20 protein-coding genes are annotated in these 23076 nt (G+C 34.2%); all 20 read right to left on the bottom strand.

What is annotated here, in order from left to right; genetic code table 11:
• Positions 1-54 precede the first annotated feature (54 nt).
• Positions 55-1056 (bottom strand): glycosyltransferase family 10 domain-containing protein, encoded by a 1002-nt coding sequence (locus tag E0F89_RS05180; protein WP_131908789.1) that lies wholly within the window; start codon positions 1054-1056, stop codon positions 55-57.
• Entirely contained in the window at positions 1053-2351 is a 1299-nt protein-coding gene (locus E0F89_RS05185; RefSeq protein WP_131908790.1) for an oligosaccharide flippase family protein, read from the bottom strand. The genes E0F89_RS05180 and E0F89_RS05185 overlap by 4 nt, the downstream gene beginning before the upstream one ends.
• Complete coding sequence (locus E0F89_RS05190) at positions 2348-3700, bottom strand: hypothetical protein (protein ID WP_131908791.1); 1353 nt, start codon at positions 3698-3700, stop codon at positions 2348-2350. Before E0F89_RS05190 ends, E0F89_RS05185 begins: the two co-directional genes overlap by 4 nt.
• Positions 3701-3837: 137 nt before the next feature.
• Positions 3838-4656 carry a hypothetical protein gene (locus tag E0F89_RS05195; RefSeq protein WP_131908792.1) on the bottom strand — a complete coding sequence of 273 codons (819 nt, stop codon included), beginning with the start codon at positions 4654-4656 and terminating at the stop codon, positions 3838-3840.
• Positions 4657-4717: 61 nt separating this feature from the next.
• Positions 4718-5842 (bottom strand): GDP-mannose 4,6-dehydratase, encoded by a 1125-nt coding sequence (gmd, locus tag E0F89_RS05200; protein WP_131908793.1) that lies wholly within the window; start codon positions 5840-5842, stop codon positions 4718-4720.
• Between the two features lie 319 nt (positions 5843-6161).
• A complete protein-coding gene (locus E0F89_RS05205; RefSeq protein ID WP_131908794.1) occupies positions 6162-7112 on the bottom strand; it encodes a GDP-L-fucose synthase family protein in 951 nt (316 codons plus the stop codon).
• A gap of 713 nt (positions 7113-7825) precedes the next feature.
• The gene (locus E0F89_RS05210) at positions 7826-8377 is read right to left on the bottom strand and encodes a sugar transferase (protein ID WP_131908795.1); all 552 of its coding nucleotides are present in this window, start codon (positions 8375-8377) and stop codon (positions 7826-7828) included.
• Positions 8370-9302 carry an NAD-dependent epimerase/dehydratase family protein gene (locus E0F89_RS05215; RefSeq protein WP_131908796.1) on the bottom strand — a complete coding sequence of 311 codons (933 nt, stop codon included), beginning with the start codon at positions 9300-9302 and terminating at the stop codon, positions 8370-8372. The genes E0F89_RS05210 and E0F89_RS05215 overlap by 8 nt, the downstream gene beginning before the upstream one ends.
• 377 nt (positions 9303-9679) lie before the next feature.
• Positions 9680-10246 (bottom strand): LbetaH domain-containing protein, encoded by a 567-nt coding sequence (locus E0F89_RS05220; RefSeq protein WP_131908797.1) that lies wholly within the window; start codon positions 10244-10246, stop codon positions 9680-9682.
• On the bottom strand, positions 10243-11217 hold the full coding sequence (locus E0F89_RS05225) for a glycosyltransferase family 2 protein (protein WP_131908798.1): 975 nt from the start codon (positions 11215-11217) through the stop codon (positions 10243-10245). Before E0F89_RS05225 ends, E0F89_RS05220 begins: the two co-directional genes overlap by 4 nt.
• Positions 11218-11488: 271 nt before the next feature.
• Positions 11489-12514 carry a GDP-mannose 4,6-dehydratase gene (locus E0F89_RS05230; protein WP_131908799.1) on the bottom strand — a complete coding sequence of 342 codons (1026 nt, stop codon included), beginning with the start codon at positions 12512-12514 and terminating at the stop codon, positions 11489-11491.
• A 3-nt stretch (positions 12515-12517) separates the two neighbouring features.
• Positions 12518-13393 (bottom strand): NAD-dependent epimerase/dehydratase family protein, encoded by an 876-nt coding sequence (locus E0F89_RS05235; protein WP_131908800.1) that lies wholly within the window; start codon positions 13391-13393, stop codon positions 12518-12520.
• A 4-nt stretch (positions 13394-13397) separates the two neighbouring features.
• Positions 13398-14723, bottom strand: coding sequence for a lipopolysaccharide biosynthesis protein RfbH (gene rfbH, locus E0F89_RS05240; protein ID WP_243699477.1), 1326 nt, complete (start codon positions 14721-14723; stop codon positions 13398-13400).
• 8 nt (positions 14724-14731) lie between these two features.
• Positions 14732-15805: a CDP-glucose 4,6-dehydratase gene (rfbG, locus tag E0F89_RS05245; RefSeq protein WP_131908801.1), complete on the bottom strand. Its 1074-nt coding sequence runs from the start codon at positions 15803-15805 to the stop codon at positions 14732-14734.
• The gene (rfbF, locus tag E0F89_RS05250) at positions 15793-16569 is read right to left on the bottom strand and encodes a glucose-1-phosphate cytidylyltransferase (RefSeq protein ID WP_131908802.1); all 777 of its coding nucleotides are present in this window, start codon (positions 16567-16569) and stop codon (positions 15793-15795) included. The genes rfbG and rfbF overlap by 13 nt, the downstream gene beginning before the upstream one ends.
• 313 nt (positions 16570-16882) lie before the next feature.
• Positions 16883-17863: an FAD-binding oxidoreductase gene (locus E0F89_RS05255; RefSeq protein WP_131908803.1), complete on the bottom strand. Its 981-nt coding sequence runs from the start codon at positions 17861-17863 to the stop codon at positions 16883-16885.
• A gap of 1081 nt (positions 17864-18944) precedes the next feature.
• A complete protein-coding gene (locus E0F89_RS05260) occupies positions 18945-20123 on the bottom strand; it encodes a glycosyltransferase family 4 protein (RefSeq protein WP_243699478.1) in 1179 nt (392 codons plus the stop codon).
• A 29-nt stretch (positions 20124-20152) separates the two neighbouring features.
• The gene (gene wecB, locus E0F89_RS05265; protein ID WP_131908805.1) at positions 20153-21295 is read right to left on the bottom strand and encodes a non-hydrolyzing UDP-N-acetylglucosamine 2-epimerase; all 1143 of its coding nucleotides are present in this window, start codon (positions 21293-21295) and stop codon (positions 20153-20155) included.
• Between the two features lie 147 nt (positions 21296-21442).
• Positions 21443-22561 carry a polysaccharide biosynthesis C-terminal domain-containing protein gene (locus tag E0F89_RS05270; protein WP_131908806.1) on the bottom strand — a complete coding sequence of 373 codons (1119 nt, stop codon included), beginning with the start codon at positions 22559-22561 and terminating at the stop codon, positions 21443-21445.
• 72 nt (positions 22562-22633) lie between these two features.
• Positions 22634-23047 carry a WxcM-like domain-containing protein gene (locus E0F89_RS05275; protein ID WP_131908807.1) on the bottom strand — a complete coding sequence of 138 codons (414 nt, stop codon included), beginning with the start codon at positions 23045-23047 and terminating at the stop codon, positions 22634-22636.
• Positions 23048-23076 lie beyond the last annotated feature (29 nt).

A 23076-nucleotide genomic window follows, 5' to 3' on the forward strand; every position in this document is an offset into this window, starting at 1 on the left:
AAAACTGCAGTGAACAAATACTAGAATAATTTATACTTTTTTAAGTACCGTGTCTTATATATACCTTTTTAAAAATCGTTTTCCTCTTAAAAAATTCATTTTTATTTTCTGATCTTTATAATCATAGACTGGTCTTAAAATAAAAGTCTCAGAAGGTAAAAGATGATTATTGATAGTATCGATATAAAAACTTTTAAGTGCGTTAAATAAATTATATTCTAATAAAATTTTATTTCTGGAGGCGATCAAATACTCAAATTTTTCTAAATATAATTTATCTGATTTCAACAAGACATTCTCGATAGTTTTTAGTGAAGCTTCAATATTATTAATGTCAATTTTAATCAGAGAATCCTCATCAAAGTATTTACTTATATTTTTGGATCCATGATAAATGGGAATACAGTAACCTAAAAATGGATCCGCAATCTTTTCAGTCCAATAATCATTTATAGACGAATTTTCAACACAGATATTGAATTGATAATCCAGTAAAGCAGAAGCTTTATCATCAATTGGATTAATACCGTGGCCAAATACATCTATTTCATTTTGAAAGGTAGTTTGTATACTATTTAAAAATTTCATGCGCTGCTTATGCCCGGGCATTATTAATTTATTTGAGGTAATTATAGATATTTTCTTATTTTTTTTAGGCAATGGCATATCAATTAAATCATTATAATCATAATTCACACATTTTGTTTTATGACCAATACCAATATGCCAAGGCAGTGCCTGCTGAATTAAATGATTGTTCTTGTGCTTTAAATTGGGATGAGATGAAATCAGATGATCAAATTGCTTTAGAAAATAAGTCGAATACGTCATACTATAAGGTGGTTCCCCGGAAATAAACAAAATCCCCCCTTGTTTGCATTTTATCTTTAATTCCGTTTTTAAACCTTCGTAAACAATTACCATATCCCAAACGCGATCTTGCAAACTATTTTCAAAAAACAAAAAACCTTCCTTCTCCAAAGAAGCGGACAGTTGTCTCATAAAAGTTTCATCGTTAAAGGGCGTTATGATATTTATATAAATAATATTTTTCATTTATTAGGCTTGTATTTAAACTTTATCAACAAAACAATTCCCTGAGCAATCATATGTACAATTGAAGCTCCGAGTATAGAAATGGCATATCCGATTGCTCCATTGTGTCTTCCATAAAGAAGGATCAAAATTATAAGTGCTATACCCCAAAATATTCGTAAAATAAAATCATACCAAATTAAATTGGAACAAATAAATATATAGCCAACCGCATTTGTAAGGGCAACTAAAATTCCTGTGGCCAATACAGCAGCTATCAAGGAACTACTTAAATTAAATTTATCTCCAAAAAAGTTTTGAAAAAGACCTCCAAAAAAAAATAAGATCACAGCGGGCAAAACTGATAAAACTAGATTCCATACAAAAGTAATCACAACTATCTTTTTAAATTTTTTAATATCTTCATTGCCAAACGCATTAGCTAATTGTGGCATGGTCACTTTTCCAGCGCTATCAGGTAAAAGAAGCACCAGTGTCCGAAGTTGATTTGCAGTATTATAAGTTCCCAAAGACTGGTATCCTAATGGCTGATTCACAAATATCGATGTTGTAATCCAACTAACAGGACTTGTTGACAATCCGCTTAGGAAGGATGGAATTCCTATGTCAAAAATACTTTTCAGAACATCTTTATTTATTTGCGGCCTTACTCGTACTTCATGAGTTTTAAATTTTTTATTGAGATAAACTCTATTCGCAACAACATTAATGATTCTTGACACAAGTAACATAACCGTAAGCCCAGTGAGACCATAATAGATAGTACCAAAAACCAACAATGGAGCACTGAATATCCCAACAATAATACCAATAAAAGTAATTTCCTTAAATGCCTCAAAACCGGAAAGAACACCATTTTGCACTCCGGCTATTGCGTCAAAAATTACAATTACTGATGTAATTTGTAATAGCAAGGTAAGCTTGTCATTGTTCAGCAAATTGTTTGAAATCAATCCAGCGATACTAAAAAAAATAATTGCAACTACAAAACTTATTAAAAAGGATAGTAAATACAGTGTACTAATTATTCGCCCAACTTTTATAATATCCCTGTCTCTAAATTCGGCAATCAATTTTGTAGCTGCCAGTCCCAGACCTAATCCAGAAAAGGTGCCAAACATCCCGACAGTAGTTTGTATTACGTTATATTCCCCAAACATTTCAGGCCCTAAAATACGGGCAATCCAAGCTATTGAAGCAAAATTGATTCCTTTTGAAATAAAAGATCCTGCTATCGCCCATAAAGAATTGGTAAAAAAAGGATGTTGAATTATTTTTTTTAAATATGGGATCAATTGATTGAAATTTTACTATTTCTAAGTGGCGACTTCAAATTTCGTAATGCCAGAGTAAGAATGAATAATATTAAATAAATGTTCATCGCATTATGTGAGCCAAAAGTCATAATGTACCACTGTTGAAAGCCATAAAGAGGCATTATTAATGCAATAATTAAAGAAATCAAAAATATATTTTTAATACTACGGTCATATGCATTTTTCCAGTTCCTGTAAATTTTAAAAGCACAATAAAGAATAAAAAAATAATAAATAATTGAACCAATAGCTCCAAAATAAGAATAGGAATTATAATAATCAGATTCTGTTGGAATTATACCCCCTCCAAGTCCATATCCATTAATTTCATGAAATAAATCTTTTTTTTGCTTTTCAGCATTATCAATTGCCCAATTCCTTTCTTTCACTTCATCTCCAAAATTAATATTATCATTTAATAAAATTTCATAACGATTAATAACCCAATCAGAGGTCTTGCTGATAGAATCGTTTTGCAAAACAAATAAAGAGAATACAAAACCAATAACTGAGATTTGAATGGCTTTTTTAAACTGTTTAAAGAGCAGCAGAGATAGCAATAAAGATAAAAAAGAAAGAGTTATTCCCTGACGTGAACCTGAAAATAGTGTTGCTGTAATAATTATAAAGATTAAAAAAATCATAAGATATTTATAAAATCCTTTTGCAGAAAAAAAACAATAATATACAATGGGAATGGATATTGTTGCCAATGTCCCCACACCTCCTCGATAAAGGTACATACCCCCTTTACCTAAATCACTGTCACTTAAATCAATATCGGCCAATTCATTCCAAGCGTCGACCTTAATTAATCCTAAATATCCTAATAGAATTGCGGTGAAAATAAAAAAAAGCATTATCGACTGCACCTTAAACAATTTTAGTATGTAAGTAGTATCAGTAAAAGGTTTAGAAACTAATTTAGCCAAAAGAATAAAATAAAGAAAATAACGTACCAACTGAATAATTAAAATTTTGCTGTCAAAATCTATTATCTCAGTAGAAAAAGGTGCATATAGAACAGCTAAAAAAGTTGAAATAAGTGGCCAGGCTAAATATAAAAAAAAAGCTAGAACCACCACTTTGATTTTTTTTATCGGATTATTTTCACGGAACAATAAATAGATTGCTGCTAAATCGCTTAAAAAAATAGCACCTGCAACACCCGCTGACACAGTAAATATCGCCACGGGACTAACTAATGAGATCGCCAGGAATATATCATGATTTTTGATTTCATTTTTCTTACCAACGATAACAGCAACAATAATTGCAAAAAACTGAATAAAAAAAGCATTCGTCCACTCTAAATAATTCCAAAACATTCTCTCTAAAGTAGATTAATTATTATCAAACTGATGAATTTTAGTAGTACAAAAAAATATTAGATGTAAATTTATAATACATAATTATAATTTCACTTTTTAAGCCCATAGTACCCATGGATCTAAAAACCATGTCTTTACATCCTTTTTTTAAATATTAAGGTGTCATTTATCCAATTGACCATAAGATATTTTAGACCAAATACCTTTTTATTTTTGTTTCGCATACACCAAATTGGGCTGTCTTTTAATAAGTGAAGATCTTCATTTTGTTTAACCCATACTTCACTCAAAGGAATTGTTACCCCTTTATGCATTTTAAATAATATTGAAAAAATACTTTGATCATGTCGATGGGCAATAAAATCGGGAAAATTTGATGAAATGGATACTTCATCATTTATTAAATTAAAACTTGAATTAATAACATTTTGCCATTCGTTAAAAAGAACTTCAGCATTTTTATTTTTTTTTATTAAAATAAGTCCAGACTGTATTTGCGGGGTATTGTAAATCGCTTCATTATCTCGTACCTGCAGGTAATCAAATAAATCTCCTTTTGTATACTTACTCTCAAGTAAATTGTCTTCAAGAGAAACTGCCAAGATGCCCAACTCAGATTCATTTACTAAATTGATATAATCTTGAAATTTGTTAAACCCGTTACTGTTAATACTACAGCCTGCATCTGTATATAAGAGGATATCATTTTCTTTAAGCTTAGACAGCACATCTTGTATTATGGAGACCTTCCAAATATAACAACCATATCCCCTACTATTGTAATTAAGTACATCTTTAAATTTATTTTTAAATTCTTTATTAAGAGAAAATTCATTAAAAATAAAAATATCATCAAAAAAATTAGAAGATTTAGCTTCATTTTCAATTCTTTTTAATGTAGGCTGTAATCTTGAATCTGAAAAAGTGCAGAAGTAAATTTTTGGTTTGACCATACTGTTTTTAAAAAATTTATTTTCTTGATAACTATTTAATCCTGTCGATATTAAAAGTTAACTATTCAAAATAATTTAAAGTATTATATCCTCCATCTTTCAAATATTGATCTTTCTGCATCAGTTTTATGTCACTTTGCATCATGTCTTTGATCAATGCCGGCAAATCATATTTGCATTCCCAGCCTAATTTAGTGCGTGCTTTAGTAGGATCACCAATTAATAAATCGACTTCGGTAGGTCTGAAATATTTAGGGTCAACACACAGTACTTCTTTTCCAATTTCCAGTTGAAATTCTGGGTTATTACAGGCTTTAACATACCCTTTTTCATCAACTCCCTCTCCTTTAAAATCCAATTCAACGCCTACTTCAGCAAAACTCATCCTAACAAAATCGCGTACCGCTGTGGTTTTACCTGTGGCAATAACCCAATCTTCAGCTTCTTCTGCCTGTAATATCATCCACATCATACGAACATAATCTTTGGCGTGACCCCAATCTCGTTTGGCATCTAAATTACCTAAGTAGAATTTGTCCTGCAATCCTAAAGCAATTCTGGAAACGGCTCTGGTAATTTTACGTGTTACAAAAGTTTCGCCGCGAATAGGTGATTCATGATTGAATAAAATACCGTTGCAGGCATACATTCCATAGGCTTCTCTATAGTTTACCGTAATCCAAAACGCATACATTTTTGCTACTGCGTACGGCGAACGAGGGTAAAACGGCGTCGTTTCTGACTGTGGTACTTCCTGCACCTTGCCGTATAGCTCCGAAGTGGAGGCTTGATAAATACGGGTTTTTTTTTCCAATCCCAATAAACGAACCGCATCCAAAATACGTAAAGTTCCTAATCCGTCCGCATTTCCGGTATATTCCGGCGTTTCAAAAGAAACCGCCACATGGCTCATCGCCGCAAGATTGTAAATTTCGTCGGGCTGAATTTCTTTAATCAAACGAATTAAGTTAGTACTGTCCGTCATATCACCATAATGCAAAAAGAAATTACGGTTATTAACATGCGGATCTTGATATAAATGATCGATTCTATCGGTATTAAACAAAGACGAACGTCTTTTTAACCCATGTACAATATATCCTTTTTTTAGTAAAAATTCACTCAAGTATGCTCCATCTTGTCCTGTTACACCTGTGATAAATGCTATTTTTTGTTTATTATCCATTATGCTTTAGTATGATATTCATATTTTCTTTTTCTAATTTGATTAAACCGGGATTGGTTAGCTGGTTAATTGTTTATTTGTTTAAGCTTTTAATTGGTTAATTGTTTAAGCGTTTAATTGCTTATGCGTTTAATTGGTTAAGCGTTTAATCGAATTTGTATCTCAGTTAACCGATTAACCTTTTCATGACCGATTAACCTTTTCCTAACCAATTAAACTTTTCCTAAACGATTAAACTTTTCCTAACCAATTAACCTTTTCTTAACCGATTAAACTTTTCCTAAACGATTAACCCTTTTTCATAAACGATTAACCTCCTTTACATCTTCACTTCCTTAAATCGTTCGATATTTTCCAAAAACCAATCATAAGTTTTCTGGATGCCTTCTTCAAGGTTCACCTGATGTTTCCATCCCAAATCATGCATTTTTGAAATATCCATTAATTTTCTTGGTGTACCGTCCGGTTTGGTGGCATCCCAAATGATTTCTCCTTGATGTCCTGTGATTTTTTGAATTGTTTCTGCCAAATGTTTTATCGTTATATCCTCTCCTGTTCCTACATTATACAAGGACTCCGGCAATTTATTTTCTAAGGCAAAAAGCACGGACTGAGCCATGTCATCTACAAATAGAAATTCTCGTCTGGGCGTACCGCTACCCCAAAGGGTAACTGGTGCATGTTTGTTCTCTTTCGCTTCGTGAAACTTACGCAACATTGCAGGCAAAACATGTGAGGTATTCAGATCAAAATTATCATGCGTCCCAAACAAATTAGTGGGCATAAGGCTCACATAATCTTTTCCAAATTGCTTGCGGATTGCCTCACAGGCTTTTATCCCGGTAATTTTCGCTATCGCGTACCATTCGTTAGTCGGTTCTAAAGTATCCGTAAGTAAGTATTCTTCCTTTAGAGGTTGCGGCGCCAATTTCGGATAAATGCAAGAACTTCCCAGAAAAATGAACTTCTCCACACCCGATTTAAGTGCCGAATCGATCAGATTGTTCTGAATTTGCATGTTTTCCATAATAAATTGATACGGATAATTGCTGTTCGCCAGAATTCCGCCCACTCTTGCAGCAGCATCAATTATAACTTCCGGCTTTTCATCAGTTATAAAATTACTAACGGCCTGTTGATTTCTAAGATCCAGCTCTGAACTGGAAACACCTAGTAAATTAGTGTATCCTTTTGCAGTTAAGTTTCTCCAAATCGCACTTCCCACCATTCCCTTATGTCCTGCAATATATATTTTAGTGTCTTTATTCATTGTGCTTTATTGCTATAATACGTTGTTTTGCAAAAGTGGCTGCTACCATGCTAACTAGAGGCCTCATACCGTACATCTTTTTTACCTTAAATTCACAATTGGAAAATTGCATTGTACATAGTACCCGATTTCCAATCGTAACCTCAAATTTCGTCTCTGTTAGTAATACATTGTGTTCTTTTTATTTTAAAGCTTCGCAGTTCAAACTCACATAAATGGGTTGAAAAAGATCTGTTTTAAGGCAAATGTAGGGACAATTAATGCTTTTTTTTTTGATTTTTTAACCGAAAAAACCGACAAACATCAAAAAAAAGATAACCTGCTAATAATCAAATTAAAACAAAATCAATACTACATAATTTTCAAATTTTCAGTTCAGGGAATCCTTAAAAAAGAAAAACAGTTAAGTAAGGATTTTTTGTGCTGTTATGATTCTCAATTCCTTTTTTACTCCGTTACAACAAACAAAAAACAATAGTTCTGGCGAAGTTCCGTTGATTATATAAAAATGCACTTTTTTGATTTCATGTAATACTTAGAGAAAAACATAATGCCCCTATCTACCAAGAATTAAAAGTAATCCGAACTTTATTATTAGTTAAAAAGGTTGCGCTGCTCTTAAAAGTCGAACCCTGATATTTTTTAATAATACTACCTACTGTTACATTAATTTCAACAAGATACTTTAAAAAGGTTTATCTGAAAAAAATAAATTAATGCTTAACTCCATGACGTCCCAGAACTTTGACAAAAGTGAGAATGCATATTTTTGTATCGAATCGTAAACATTTTCGTTTTAAATATTCCGCTTCATACGCTACTTTTTCTTCCAGCGATATTTCATCTCTTCCATTTATCTGGGCCCAGCCAGTTATTCCTGGTTTTATGATGTGAACACCTTGTTTTACGCGCAATTCCATAAGATCATCTTGGTTATATAAAGCAGGACGAGGTCCGATAAAAGCCATTTCGCCTCTTATGATGTTAATTAAATTGGGGAATTCGTCAATACTTAATTTGCGCATCAAAACTCCTATTCTAAGCAGGTATTGTTCCGGATCATTCAATAAATGAGTAGCAACATTAGGAGTATTCATCTTCATGCTGCGGAATTTATACATATTGAAAAAGGTATAATTTACACCTACTCTTTTTTGTTTAAATAAAACAGGACGCCCGTCTTCAAAATATATTAACAGTGCAACGACTATGAATACAGGGGATAGAAGTACCAAAAGTACCAATGCGGTTAATCTGTTAAGCATTTTTTCTGAATGATTTGAAGGTTAAATTCAGTCCTTGTTCTGATGATACTGGCATTTTTTTTTGCATTACCTCAACAATTTTAGAATTGCTTACCTCATAATCTTCGGTTAGCTTTTGCAAACGCTCAGTATTTAAAGGCAATCTTAAATAGTTACCTAATTGCGCCATTGCATTGACCCATTTCTGAGGCAAATTCCAGATGCGTACTTTTATTCCGAGACTTTTTCCTAAGAGTTCAATAACTGTATTAGTTGAAAGTGAAAGGTCATCTGCCACCTGATACACTCCCGAAGGAATATCCTTTCTGTCCAATAATTCTTTAATTACAAAACAAAGATTTTCAACACTTAAAAATGACCGTTTATTGCTAAAATCACCCAATAGCCACGGAATTCCTTTGGATACTAATTTGTACAATAGGTTTAGATTTCCCTTGTTACCCGGACCATGAATCATACAAGGACGCAAGATATAAACCCTTTTATTTTCTGGCAAGTTTGACAAAATATACTGTTCCGCTTTTAATTTGGATTTGCCATAGGCCGTGGCAGGCGTTGGAATTTCATTCTCCGTTAAAACTCCGGTAGTGACGTCTTTTACAGCCTTGACGGAACTCATATAAATAAAAACATCGATCTCCGATGCTAAAAAAGTATCAAATATCTCTTTAGTTAAACCAAAATTTACTTTGAAATAAGCTTCTGGCTCATCCACATTTTTTAAATCATGCGCCTTTCCTGCCAAATGGATTATTGAGCTAGCATCTATTTTAGCCTGTTGTTGAAAACGCGTGTAATCAAGTGTCTGAGTGACACCATTTGCAACTCTGGAGACACCTACTACTTCTTTGTTGTGCTTTTGTAAATAATTCATTAAATTATTGCCAACAAAACCGGTTACGCCTGTAATATAAACTTTATTCATTTATTTTTTTTAATATGTCGCAATCTACTTTGCAACTTTTAACCTTTTTTCAAAGGTGGCTATATGATTCTGATTCAAAGTTTGTGTAAGGTTTCCATTACCTGATAAACTTCCTATACCTAAATCTGCTGGCTCCTTGCGGCACTTAAATTAATAACTATTATTCGCTCGCGGTTCACCGACGAGCATCCTTACCTACCTCGTTCTGGATTTAATGGTTTGGATTTTTTATAACACTACGCTCATCAATTGTATAGGTCTTTGAGACTTCTTAAATTTAAGTTTTTTTTCAGAATGTGTGCTACTTAAGAAATTAAATTCAACTCACATTCTTTTTTTTACTTTGAATTATTACAACTGCCGTTAACTATTGTAACCTATTGATTTATAATTCTCTTTTTTATAAATTTTGCGGGGTTGCCGCCAACCACTGTCCAAGGTTCAACATCCTTAAAAACAGCCGCTCTTGCTCCAACTACCGCGCCTTGCTTTATTGTAACTCCCATTCCAATAAATACATCAGCTCCTATCCAAGCCTGATCTTCAATTATTATAGGTGCAGTTATTAAAGGGTGTTTTGAATTTGTTATATCATGCGACGCGGAGCATAAATACGCTTTTTGTGAAACGACCGAGTGAGCTCCAATTTTTATTTTATCCGGATTGTAACAATCAACATCCGGTCCTAATAAAGAATAGGCATCCATTTCTAAATTCCAAGGAGCCCACACTTTTACAGAAGCATATACCGTGCAACTGTTATGAATTTTAGCTCCAAAAAGTTTCAAAACAAATAATCTCCAAATCCGAAAGTAAGTAGTAGGAAAAAATCTAAAAAATAAAAAACAAACGATATTCCACAATAACCTTGAAAGCTTATTTTTTAAAGTTATCTTATCCTGATAATTCGCTAAAGAAATTAGATTTTTATCTTCTTTTATCATTTGTATAAAAATTTTCTAATTTGTTTGAAAGCCACTTCTGGTGTAACAGTAATAATTAAAAATACAGCCGCCTTCCTTAAAGATCCTTGTTGAAATTTTTGAATTTCGGGAATCAAAGGTCTATATTTTTTTTTGTATGCCGCAGCCCAAACTAACGTGTAAATAAACTTTAACCAAGATTTATTAAGCTCATTATGCCATGTATACATTGAGTTACCTGTTATTTTTGATTCATCAAATGACTGTAACAAATTAGGAACACCCAATAACCAATATTTCGGCCAGGTGTCATTCCATTCCCTATTTTTCACCATTCTTTGGATGACCAACGGATAACTGATGTATAAACAATTTGCAGGCGTCAATTTATCAATACCCGCATAAATTCTTCCTAAAAAATCATATCCGAAATGATTAGAGGTATCAAAATATTCACCCAAATCCCAAGCTTCTTTTTTAAAAATCAAGGCCGAAATAAAGCCCGGTGCAATCGTATATTTCTCAATGAAATTCGATAAGCTGTTCTCTTCAATAATCGAATCATAATTCGAATTTTCAAGCCTTAATTTATTTATTAGAGACACTCCTAAATCTGAACCTACCACTCGATTAAAATGAATTAGACCTATATTTAAATTGTTGTTCAAAACCTCTAAAACAGACTCAATCATATATGGAGCAGGTATATCATCATCGCCAAATATAATTATATAATCCCCTTTACATAAATTTATACTTCTTGAGAAACTTTCACAGATTTCGACTCTTTCCGTAAATGCTTTATAGGTGATAAAAGGGTTTTCTTCCTTTAAACTTTTAATATACGCCTCTGTTTCATCTGCCGATGCATTGATAGAAATACACAATTCCACACTATCCAAATTTCGCTGAATTTGAGGTAGTAGATCTTTAAGTGTTATTTTTAAATACTCTAATCTGTTTAATGTGGGAACAACAACTGAAAGTTTCATGAATTCAAAATTATTATTTTATTTTTCTTGTAAATAGTTGAAATTTTCGGTTTAATTACCTCGTAAAAAAGTCTACTTTTTGTTCCCTCTATGTTGCCTCTATTTTTAGTGATAGCGATGATTTCAATTTTACTCAAAAAAATACTGCTGGTGAACATAAAGTTCATCTCTCCAGGTTTTTATTCAAATATTTGCTTCTATTATCATTCTGAAAACTACGATCTTTTGGCACTCTATTATATTTAAATAAAATGTTTTGAAGTTGAATCTATTATTTAAATACCGATTCTGCCCACTGAATACTCTCCTTAACTCCATTTTGAGGAGTTGTTGACGGAGTCCAGTCCAATAAATTGGTTGCCTTCCTGTTATTGGCAACAAAAACTAACTGATCACTTTCCCTAAAAGGAAGCTGTTTGTATTTCATTTTTATATTCAGAACGTCTTCAAGTAATTTGAACAATTCTAACAGCGAAAGACTATTTTCAATTCCACCACCGATATTAAATGAGTTTCCTTTTGCGGATTCAATGTTTTCCACTGCTTTAAAGTAGAGGTTTACTACGTCTGAAGCATGCAGAACATCTCGCACCTGTTTTCCATTACCAGAAATTGTGAATTCTTCTTTACTGGTCCCTTTTTTAATTTCTAATGCTTTTTGAATAAACCACCCTACCCATCCCTGGTCTATGGTCGCATGTTGGTTGCCTCCGTACATCGAAGAATGTCTAAAAACCACCGTTTTAATGCCATAAATACGATTAAAATCCAATAAATATTGATCCGCTGCTCCTTTTGAACATCCATAAGGCGAATGAAAATTAAGCGGTGTGCTTTCATCAAAGCCGTCAGGGTGCTCTTTGCAGGCATAGCGGGTCGCTTTTTCTTCAAAAGTTAAGTCTTCAAAATCCCCATATACTTTATTGGAAGAAGAATACAATATCATTGCCTTGGGAGCATATTTTCTGACAGAATCTAATAAATTGAATGTTCCCATCGCATTAATCTCAAAATCCAGTCTAGGATTGCTGATCGAAGTTGTCATCGCTACCTGGCCAGCCAAATGAAAAATAACATCAGGCTGTTCTTCTTTAATTACCGTTTCAATATCATTTAAGTTCCGGATGTCATAGGGATAGTATTTAAATTCACCTTGTTTTTTAAGCCATTCTAAGTTCAGGGCACTCCCAAATCGAAACAGATTATCAAAAACAACCAGTTCCTCTCCTCTTTTTAAAACTTCGGCAGCCAAATTAGATCCTATAAACCCACAACCTCCCGTTATCAGGTACTTCATTTTTTAATCGTTTAAAATTTTTTGAATACCGTCGATGATGGTCACTTGTGGTTTCCACCCCAACTCAATTAATTTTCTATTATCTAATTCCGGCAGCATAATATCTCCTTTTCTGTAAGGAATTCTGCCAAATTTTAACCTGGAAACTATTTTACTTTTATTTAGTTTTTCTAATGCGGCTGCAAGAATTAAAACAAACTCTTTCACCTCCGTAAATATATTGGTACCGATATCGAACTGACTCCAGTTTGGTAAACTCATTCGTTTCTGTAGAATCAAATCATAAGCGGCAACAACATCACTAATATATATAAAATCTCTTTTTTGAATTCCGGAGGTTAAATTAATATCGTCCGTATTATTAATCATTTCATTCATCAGCCAAGGCAGAAACTTATTAGTGTCATCTTTTGCACCATACATCTGTTCAATTTTAAAATTGACAACCTGTATTTTTTCGGAACGCTGTTGCAGCCAATCGGCAAACTGAGCTTTTGATAAACTGTAGTCATTCAAATTTCGGGGCAGTAAAGAGTCCGTATTAATGAATGTTTTTACATTATTTTTTATTGCTTCTTCTAATAAATTTAAACCAAAAATTAAATTGGTATTCACAATATCTGCAGTGCTTTCATTACTTCTTCCATAACTACATACTGTATTTATGATGACATCGACTTTTTCAAGACTAAAAACTGTTGTAAAATCGACTCTATCAATATCATAAATTCGAACTTTATTTAACAAATGATTGATTCTCCAGGTGTCAGATGTAGTTCTTTTCAAAATTATTACATCAAATTCCTGATTAACAAAAGACTCCAGTAAATGACTCCCTAAAAAACCTGTTGCACCGGTAAGTAGAATAGTTATTTTCATGAAATTAGAAATTCAACCCAAAAAATTCTTCCATTTTCTCTGCCACAAAATCAAAATGTTCTTGCCCTAAGGCTGGATATAATCCAATCCAAAAAGTATCATTCATAGTAATGTCAGTATTGGTCAGTTCACCAACTACTCTGTATTCGATATTTTTAAAGTAAGGCTGCTTTGTTAAATTACCTGCGAAAAGCAATCGGGATCCAATCTTGTTTTGGTCTAAAAATTTCAGTAAATCAACCCTATTAACCCCGCAGTCCTTTTTCAGCGTTATCGGAAAACCAAACCAGGAAGGATTACTGTTTGGAGTAACTACCGGCAAGTGTATAAAATCAATGAGGTTACCTAAGCTGTTGTACAACAATTTGAAATTTTCTCTTCTTTTCTCGATAAACCCGGCAGCTTTATCTATTTGCGCCAATCCGCAAGCGGCCTGCATGTCGGTAATTTTTAAATTATAACCTGAATGGGAATACACATACTTATGGTCGTAACCAAAAGGCAAATCCCCGTGTTTCTGTTCAAAACGACAGCCGCAGGTGTTGTCACATCCGGGAGCACAATAACAATCCCTGCCCCAGTCCCTGAATGATTCTGCTATTGCCTTTAATTCGGCATTGTTAGTAAAAACAGCGCCACCTTCTCCCATCGTGATGTGGTGTGCCGGGTAAAAACTTAAGGTGGCTATGTCTCCAAAAGTGCCCACTAACTGGCCATTGTAAGTCGCACCCAAAGCATCACAGCAATCTTCAATCAGCCATAAATTATGTTTCTCGCAAATGGCTTTAATTTTATCTACATTGAAAGGATTTCCCAAGGTATGTGCCAGCATAATGGCTTTGGTCTTGGGAGATATCGCTGCTTCTATTAAATCGGCATTAATATTATGAGTGTCCAGATCCACATCCACAAAAACGGGGATTGCCCCGAACTGTACAATAGGATTTACCGTGGTGGGAAAACCAGCTGCCACACCAATAACCTCATCTCCTTTTTTGATGGCTCTGTCTCCCAGTGTTGCCGACGTAAGCGCACTAAAAGCCACCAAATTTGCGGAAGATCCGGAGTTTACAGAAATACAATATTTAACGCCTAAAAATTCGGCTAACTTTTTTTCAAATGCCGCATTAAAACGTCCCGTTGTTAACCATCCATCCAGGGAAGCATCCACCATATTCTGGATTTCTTCATTTCCAATAACTTTTCCTGCAGGTGGAATCATTGTTTCACCAGCAATAAAAGGCTTTTGTTTATAGGCTTCTTCGGTATATTTTGATACTAGTACTGCTATTTCTTTCCTTAAATTTTCTAAAATTATTTTACTTTCCATTATCAATATCAATTGCTATAATTTGTAATTTCTTTTAAACATTGTTCTCTCATATTCTTGCCAGCTCTCCAGTGCTGCTGCCAATTTACGATGAGATTAAGGGTATATTCCAAATTCCATTTGGGCTGCCAATTCAATCTTGATGCTGCTTTGGAACAGTCTAATTTTAAAAAACCTGCTTCGTGCGGATTATTATTTTTGTCTAATTCCCAGCAAGCTCCTTCGCCCCAGGTAGCTACCATTTTATCCAGAATCCAATTTACCGGTTTGCAATCTTCCTCTTTCGGACCAAAATTCCATGGTTGCGCGTACTCCTGACCATCATTATATAAATGTTCTGCCAACACCAGATAGCCTGATAATGGTTCCAACACATGTTGCCACGGCCTTGTAGACAAAGGATTGCGCACGACAACCGATTTTGAAGTTTCAAATGCTTTAAGAATGTCAGGTATCAGCCTGTCGTCTGCCCAATCGCCGCCGCCAATTACGTTGCCTGCTCTGGCTGTTGCCAATGCCGCACTGTCTTTCGAATTAAAAAAGGAGTTTCGGTACGCTGCTGTAACCAGTTCGGCACAACCTTTACTACTGCTGTACGGGTCATGACCGCCCATAGGTTCATTTTCTCTGTATCCCCAGGCCCATTCCTTATTTTCATAACACTTATCAGTCGTAACCGATACGATTGCCTTCAAATTTGGACAGGCTCTTGCTGCCTCCAATACATTAACTGTACCTATTACATTGGTGGTATAGGTGTCCACCGGTTCCATATAGGACAACCGCACCAAAGGCTGTGCCGCCATATGTATTAAAATAGCCGGATCAAAGGCAAGCATACTTTCCTTTAACTGCGCCAGGTTTCTAATATCTCCTATTTCAGATTCCATATTCTTGGCAACATCAGCTACCAAAAACAGCGATGGATCAGTGGGCGGCGCTAACGAATATCCTTTGACCACAGCCCCCATCGATTGAAGCCAAAGGGACAACCAACTTCCTTTAAAACCGGTATGTCCGGTCAGAAATACTTTTTTATCTTTCCAAAAAGAAGCATTTACTTTTCCTTTTAATCCTTCCATAATTTCCAGGGTGCTTGATTAGTATCCCATAATTCCTCTAAAAGCATCTTATCTCGCAACGTATCCATAGGCTGCCAGAATCCTTCATGTTTGAATGCCATTAATTGGTTATCAGCTGCCAGTCCTTTTAAAGGACCTTGTTCCCAAACAGTTGAATCTCCCGATATTCTATCGATCACTTTAGGGGACAACACAAAAAAACCTCCATTTATCAAGGCTCCGTCACCTCTTGGCTTCTCTTGAAACTGTCGCACTTCATTATCCACGATATCCAACGCTCCAAATCTGCCTGGCGGGTACGTCGCAGTTACTGTGGCGTCTTTTCCATGAGATTTATGAAATTCCAAAAGTGCTGCGATATTCACATCTGCAACTCCATCGCCATACGTAAAGCAGAAGCTTTCCTCTTCATTTAAATATTGGGCAACTCTTTTAAGTCTTCCGCCAGTCATTGAATCATCGCCTGTATCTACTAATGTAATGGTCCAGGGTTCAGCTCTTTCTTCATGTACCATCATTTTGTTGTCCTTCATGTTAAAAGTAACATCAGACTGATGTAAAAAATAATTAGCAAAATATTCCTTAATCACATAACCTTTATAACCACAACAAATTATAAAATCATTAATGCCATAATGAGAATAGGTCTTCATAATATGCCATAAAATGGGCTTTCCTCCTATTTCCACCATAGGTTTTGGCTTTGAAACCGTTTCTTCACTTAATCGGGTTCCTAAACCTCCTGCAAGAATGACTGCTTTCATAATTTTCACTTTATCTGACCCGACTGAGTACTTTATTTTAACTAAAAAATTTAATCAATAACCGATTAATTTTTCTCATAAACAATTAACCAATTAACCTTTTCCTAACCGATTAACCCTTTCCATAAACAGTTAACCAATTAACCTTTTCCTAACCGATTAACCCTTTCCATAACCAATTAACCCTTTCCCTAAACAGTTAACCAATTAACCTTTTCCTAACCAATTAACCCTTTCCCTAAACAGTTAACCGATTAACCTCTACCTAACCGATTAAACAATTAACCTCTTCCTATCCGATTAACCCCTTTCTCTAACTACTAATAAATGCATCCGAATAAAATGCATCTTCCGATAATCCGTTTTTTACTAATAATTCTCTTGAATCTTTGATCATGTTTTCTGAACCGCAGGCATAAATAACGGTATCCGATAAATCCATTTTTTTTGAAACAACAATATCCTGAACATAACCTTTTTCGGCAGTCGAGTGCTCATTGCTTCTGCTTAGTACAGCAATAAAATTGATTTTTAAATTTTTAAAATCAGGTTTCCAAAACAGATCTTCTTCGTTTCTGCCTCCAAAAAACAAATAAATTGTTTTGTCAAGAAAGTCAAAGTTATTTTCATCCAGCTGTTCCAATATTGCCTTTACCGGAGCAATCCCGGTTCCTGTTGCCAGAAAAACAATATTCTTTTTATTGGTCTTCTTATAAAAAAAAGTTCCTATTGGGCCTTCAACCCTAAGTAGATCATTAATTTTAGCTTCATTAAATATGTAGTTACTAAACCTGCCATTTTTATAATTCTTTATAAAAAAAACCAAATTAGCGGCTGAACTAGTATTGGCAATGGAGTAACTCCTTTTGAAATCTCCTTTAATTATATTTACATATTGCCCTGACAAATAGTTAAATGTTGCATTTGGTGGCATTCGTAATTGTAATTCAATTACATCAGAAGAAATCGCTGTAATTTTGTCCACTTTTGATGGCAGTGTTCGAACCTGTTCCAATGCATAACCACTCAGATCTTCAATGTCGAGTACTAAATCCGATGTTGGACTTCGAACACAAGTTAAGATGTACCCTTGTGATTTCTCCTCTTCACTAAGTCCAATTTCATCTATGTTAGCGAATGAAGTTCCGCTGATAACTTTTGCCTTACACGATTGACAACGACCAGTTTTGCAGCTGTAATCTATCGTTATATTCTCTTTTTGTGCACCAATCAATATAGTATCTTCAGCAGCACATAAAAAATGGGTGTCGTTTTTCAGATTTATAGTGAACATACAATTTTTGCTTGTTTGGTTATTCGTTTAAGGTGTTATTCGCTTAACCGGTTAATCGGATAATTGTCTAATGGACTGTTTAACGGTTTAATTGGTTAACTGGTTATCGGTTATTTGGTTAATTCGTTAACTGTTTATTTGTTTAAGTGGTGCACTGTTTACACGGTAAACTGTCTAATTGTTCAATCGATCTTTAACATTTATCTTTTGGTAAACCAAATAAACTTTAAATTACCCGTTATTTTCATTTCATTCCACGGCTTCGCCGTTCATACTCACAAAAATGAGCAGAAAAGGGGCAGTTTTGATACAAATGTAAGTACAATTGATGGTGTTTTTCTTAATTTTTTTACACACAATACTTACAAATAGCAAAAAAAATGTAATGTACTTATAATCAATTGAAAATAAAGAAACGCAATACTTTTTATTTTTAATATTTCTGTAACAATAACGTCTAAAAAGAAGAAAAAAAGGTCGTTTTATGCTTTGTCTTTAAAAAATTGTCACAACTGCGATTTTCATGCAACATGATTATCAATACTTTTTTTACTCCACTTTTGTTGAGATTGGAATATATCTATTATCACTAATAATGAGAAAAAGGATTCCACTTTAATAAAAAAGTGAAATCCTTACATTTTTAAATCACCAAATTTAGTGTGACTTTAATTTAAACTGGTCGCTCTAATGAAGAACTTTTCAAAGGGATAAATTAATGTTTAACTCCATGGCTTTGGGCGACTTTTGTAAAAGTGAGTATGCAAATTTTTGTTTCAAATCGCATACCTTTTCCTTTTAAATATTCAGTTGTGGAATTTACTTGTTACAGAAGTGGAATTCAACGGCTAAGTATTACACTATAAAAACTGGTTTTTATTAATCATAATACAAAGGAAATTGCTACTTGGTTACAATTTTTTTTACATCTGTTCTTTTAAACCTCATTATTTAGCAGCGTGCTTATTTTCAGTTGATTAAAAATTAAAGAAGCGCTTAAAAAAAATAAACAGTATTTAGAACAAAGAAAATCTAGAACCAAGATCAAAAAAATTATAAAACGCTTAAATTATTAATTATTTTACAACTTATTTTTGATTAACTCGTATGAATTATCAACGTTAAATTCTTTCTGTAACAAACCCCATGCATTTTCCTGCATTAGAGTAAAATTTTCATCGGGCGAAACTATTTTATCTATAGCTTTTAGCATTCCTGTGATATCTCCGGACAGAACTTTGTAGCCACAATTATTTTTTTCTATCACACAGCCGATATCACTGTTAGCATCAGTTGCTGCAATTACCGGCATTTTCATTTCTAAATAGGATAACAGCCTAGATGGAAAATTGGGAATCGTAAAGTCCTTGTGTAAAAAAATCAATCCCACATCACATGCTTTTAAAAGAATATCGTAATCTTGTTTAGGTAATTGTGCGAGTAACAAAGCATTTACTGGCTGTTTATTTTGAAACCAATTAGAAATCCTGTTATACTCAGTACCCGAACCTACCACTAAAAAGAAAACGTCAGGGTTTGTTGTCGCTGTTATTGTTTCCATCAAAAAATCAAGTCCCTGAGGTTTACCGAGATTTCCTCCATAAATAATTATTTTTTTATGTAAAGGAAGTTTATATTTCTCTTTTATAAGTTGTTTTTCTTCTGATGTTTGAAGTATCGCTACAGGTGCAATAGAGTTGGGATTTACTTCAAATTTTACAGAAGCTATCGTTGGATTATGAGCAATAACATAACTTTTGTTAGCGTCTGACATGCAACCTATCATGTCGGAAAGTTCATAAAGTTTTCGTTCCTTTTTTTTGAACAGTCGATGAATCAATCCCCCGTCTTTTATCATTCTCATGTCCACAGCATTCTGAGGAAAAATATCTTTTAGTAACAAATAAGCGAAAGCATTGTCTCTTTTTTTTACAAAGTCGATAACTTTATATAAGGTAATAGGCGGTGTTGAATACAGTACCAAATCAAACTTTATTTCTGAAAAATGCTTTATAATTGCTTTTAAGTACTGACATTCAATAGCTAAAATCCCTATACCCTTCTCCACAATATTCGTTTTTTGAAGATTAAAAGTCCGGACATTCAATATACTAACCCCATCTTGCTGTGAAATACGTGTATTATTTTTATCTCGGCGCTCTGAAGGGCTTACTACAAAAACTTCATGTCCCTCATCTCTAAATTTACGAAGCAAGTCAGTATAAATCCCTCGTTCCTTCAGCGTATTGATCTTAACCAATGTCAAAAAAAGTATATTCATAACTTTAATTAAATGTATTCATTCCAAACAGTTCTCTTGATATAATCTGTATAACTTAAAATAATACGAACCATCTTATCCGAAACATTCGGCATCGAATAGTCATTCACCGGTCTGAAATTGCGTTCCTGACCTCTTTTTTGATATTGCAGTTGCGTTAAACCCTGCATAATTCTTTCCGGATTCAGGCCTACCATCATCACCGATGCCTCTTCCATTGCTTCCGGACGCTCGTGTGCATCACGAATATTCAGAGCAGGAAAATTTAACGTTGATGATTCTTCCGAAATAGTTCCGCTGTCTGATAAAACAGCAAAAGATTTCATCTGCAAAGCGTTGTAATCATTGAATCCCATTGGTTTCAAAAACTGCACTTCCGGTCGCATTTTAATTTTTTTAGTATCAATCATCTTTTGGGTACGAGGGTGTGTACTTACAATAATTGGAAAGCCATATTTTTCAGCAATCAGATTCAAGCTATCCATTAATCCTTTGAAGTTTCTTTCGCTGTTGATATTCTCTTCTCGATGAGCCGAAATGACAAAATACTTATTTTCCTCTAAATTTAAAGTTTTCAGAATATTTGATGCACTAATTTCAGGCAAGTAATGATTCAGCACCTCAAACATTGGTGAACCCGTTTTGATAATTCTATCCGCCGGCAAGCCTTCACGTAATAAATATTCACGGGCAATATCACTGTAGGTAAGGTTAATATCCGAAACGTGATCCACAATTTTACGATTGGTCTCTTCAGGAACACGCTGATCAAAACACCTGTTTCCCGCTTCCATATGAAAAATAGGAATATGTCGTTTTTTTGCTGGTATGGCACATAAACAACTGTTCGTATCCCCTAAAACCAAAAAAGCATCCGGCTTTTCACTTTCTAATAACGGATCAATTTTAATCAATATCTGACCAACTGTCTCAGTAGCGGTTGCCCCTGCGGCATTCAGGAAAAAATCTGGTTTACGAATCCCTAAATCTTCAAAAAAAATCTGATTCAGTTCATAATCATAATTTTGACCTGTATGCACGATAATGTGCTCAATGGCTTCTGAATGGTCTAAAGCGGCCATTACTCTGGACAATCGTATTATTTCCGGTCTGGTTCCAACAACGGTCATCACCTTTAATTGTGCTTTCATCTTTTATTTTTTATATCTCTTGATAATTGATTTCAGTTCAATAATTTACTTCTTTTGCTCAATGAACCTATTAAGCTGAACCATCAAAACGTTGTAATGACTCTCAACTTCGCTAGAACTAATATAGATCACTATACTGTTTCGTTATTATACGTTCTCAAAATACGTATCTGCATCACTTGGATCATAAAACTCATTAATCCAGAAATTGGTGTACAAAATTTCATCTCCTATGTTTTTGATGTTGTGTGTGTACCAAATTGGCATGTCTACGTACGAAGGTTCGTCGCCATCTAAGTAGAAATCTAAAACCTCATCAGTTCCGATGCGTCTGAGTTGAATTAATGCTTTTCCTTTGATTACTGCAAAACGCTCTATTTTTCGGGTGTGATAATGGTTTCCCCTTGTGATTCCTGGTACAGTTGTGGAAAATGACACTTGACCGCCAACCCCTAATCGGATAATTTCCACAAAAGAACCTCTTGGGTCGGTATGTTGAACATATTTTACCGGATAATGAGTTGCGATATCCATGTAGCAACGAAACGTATTAAATAAATTCAGTTCGAACGTGGTATTGATTGCTGGAATTTCTCCATTATCCTGATACCCTGTTTTATAGTTTTGTAAAAGGTTTAATAGTTCTGAAACTTTAGCTTCAGCAGTGTAGGGAACACTAAGCTCCTCGTCACTTTCTCCGCTTCTGATTTCTTTTAAGATTGCAGTAACCAATTCACCTACGTAGATCAACCTCACAACACCATCCACATCAATTGTCGGAGTTTCCCCATGCGCCAATTTATGGCAAAACGTGGCTACTACCGAATTGTAATTGGGATGACCGAAAGGTCCAAAAACATTCGGAATAATCATTCCTGTAAATTTTCCTCCTGCATTTTTTGCCCAACTGATCATCATTTCACGTCCTTCTTTCTTGGACTTCCCATACAGATTGTCTCTTTCTTCCTGCGTAGAAGAAGAAAATAAAACGTGGGCTTTGCTCTTTGTTTTAATTAAGGATTGCGTCAGTTTTTGAACCAACCCAACATTCGTATCATAAATCACCTGAGGCTCATTATGGCGATTCATCGCTGCCAGATGCACAATTACATCGCATTGTGATACGAAAATATCCAAACTTTTTTCATTATCAAAAAAACTTTTTTGAAAATCAATACGCTCAAATTCGTCAGGATGCAATCCCAAGGTATTGTACAAATGGGTCCCGACAAAGCCGGCCTGACCTGTTATTCCTATTTTTATCATTTTTTTATTGAATGGTGATTGGTAAATGTTGATTAGTGATTGTCACTACACTTTTAGTTTTTTTTCTACTAATTATTTAAAATAATCAAATTCATAACGGTATTCATCTTGGAGTTCTCCTGACAAATAATCTGACATTGAAAGTAATTTAGATCCTTCCTCCAGCGATTGAATGCTGCTGATGTATCCTGAAGGGACATGGAGCACATCTAATTTTTCTGCATTAATTGTAAAACTAAATTGTTCCAATTTTTTGGTTGGACTTTCCCAGTTGTCAACTGCAATCAACCGGATTGTAAAAGAACCCTTCAAAGCAGAAAACCATCGTTGTTCTATTTTATGTCCCTGCCAAGCCCTTACAAAATCAGTACTATTATTTTCTATAATGTACATTCTCTTGATAGCCGATGCAACAAAATTATTGTTGTAAAACAAAGTTCCTCTTGAATCGGCATGCCTGCCTCCTTTTATTATATTTGGAATCATTTTTTAACCTCTAATTACAGCAAATTGAA

The sequence above is a fragment of the Flavobacterium caseinilyticum genome, from assembly GCF_004349085.1.
GTDB lineage: Bacteria > Bacteroidota > Bacteroidia > Flavobacteriales > Flavobacteriaceae > Flavobacterium > Flavobacterium caseinilyticum.

Bases quoted from the DNA above. Each gene is read 5' to 3' on its own strand.
- rfbH (WP_243699477.1), bottom strand. From the start codon at position 14,723: ATGGAAAGTAAAATAATTTTAGAAAATTTAAGGAAAGAAATAGCAGTA.
- E0F89_RS05275 (WP_131908807.1), bottom strand. From the start codon at position 23,047: ATGATTCCAAATATAATAAAAGGAGGCAGGCATGCCGATTCAAGAGGA.
- wecB (WP_131908805.1), bottom strand. From the start codon at position 21,295: ATGAAAGCACAATTAAAGGTGATGACCGTTGTTGGAACCAGACCGGAA.
- E0F89_RS05195 (WP_131908792.1), bottom strand. From the start codon at position 4,656: ATGGTCAAACCAAAAATTTACTTCTGCACTTTTTCAGATTCAAGATTA.
- E0F89_RS05220 (WP_131908797.1), bottom strand. From the start codon at position 10,246: ATGATAAAAGAAGATAAAAATCTAATTTCTTTAGCGAATTATCAGGAT.
- E0F89_RS05215 (WP_131908796.1), bottom strand. From the start codon at position 9,302: ATGAATAAAGTTTATATTACAGGCGTAACCGGTTTTGTTGGCAATAAT.
- E0F89_RS05190 (WP_131908791.1), bottom strand. From the start codon at position 3,700: ATGTTTTGGAATTATTTAGAGTGGACGAATGCTTTTTTTATTCAGTTT.
- E0F89_RS05255 (WP_131908803.1), bottom strand. From the start codon at position 17,863: ATGTTCACTATAAATCTGAAAAACGACACCCATTTTTTATGTGCTGCT.
- E0F89_RS05270 (WP_131908806.1), bottom strand. From the start codon at position 22,561: ATGATAAAAATAGGAATAACAGGTCAGGCCGGCTTTGTCGGGACCCAT.
- rfbF (WP_131908802.1), bottom strand. From the start codon at position 16,569: ATGAAAGCAGTCATTCTTGCAGGAGGTTTAGGAACCCGATTAAGTGAA.
- E0F89_RS05180 (WP_131908789.1), bottom strand. From the start codon at position 1,056: ATGAAAAATATTATTTATATAAATATCATAACGCCCTTTAACGATGAA.
- E0F89_RS05210 (WP_131908795.1), bottom strand. From the start codon at position 8,377: ATGCTTAACAGATTAACCGCATTGGTACTTTTGGTACTTCTATCCCCT.
- E0F89_RS05225 (WP_131908798.1), bottom strand. From the start codon at position 11,217: ATGAAACTTTCAGTTGTTGTTCCCACATTAAACAGATTAGAGTATTTA.
- rfbG (WP_131908801.1), bottom strand. From the start codon at position 15,805: ATGGAAGGATTAAAAGGAAAAGTAAATGCTTCTTTTTGGAAAGATAAA.
- E0F89_RS05230 (WP_131908799.1), bottom strand. From the start codon at position 12,514: ATGAAGTACCTGATAACGGGAGGTTGTGGGTTTATAGGATCTAATTTG.
- E0F89_RS05205 (WP_131908794.1), bottom strand. From the start codon at position 7,112: ATGAATAAAGACACTAAAATATATATTGCAGGACATAAGGGAATGGTG.
- gmd (WP_131908793.1), bottom strand. From the start codon at position 5,842: ATGGATAATAAACAAAAAATAGCATTTATCACAGGTGTAACAGGACAA.
- E0F89_RS05235 (WP_131908800.1), bottom strand. From the start codon at position 13,393: ATGAAAATAACTATTCTACTTACCGGTGCAACAGGTTTTTTAGGGAGT.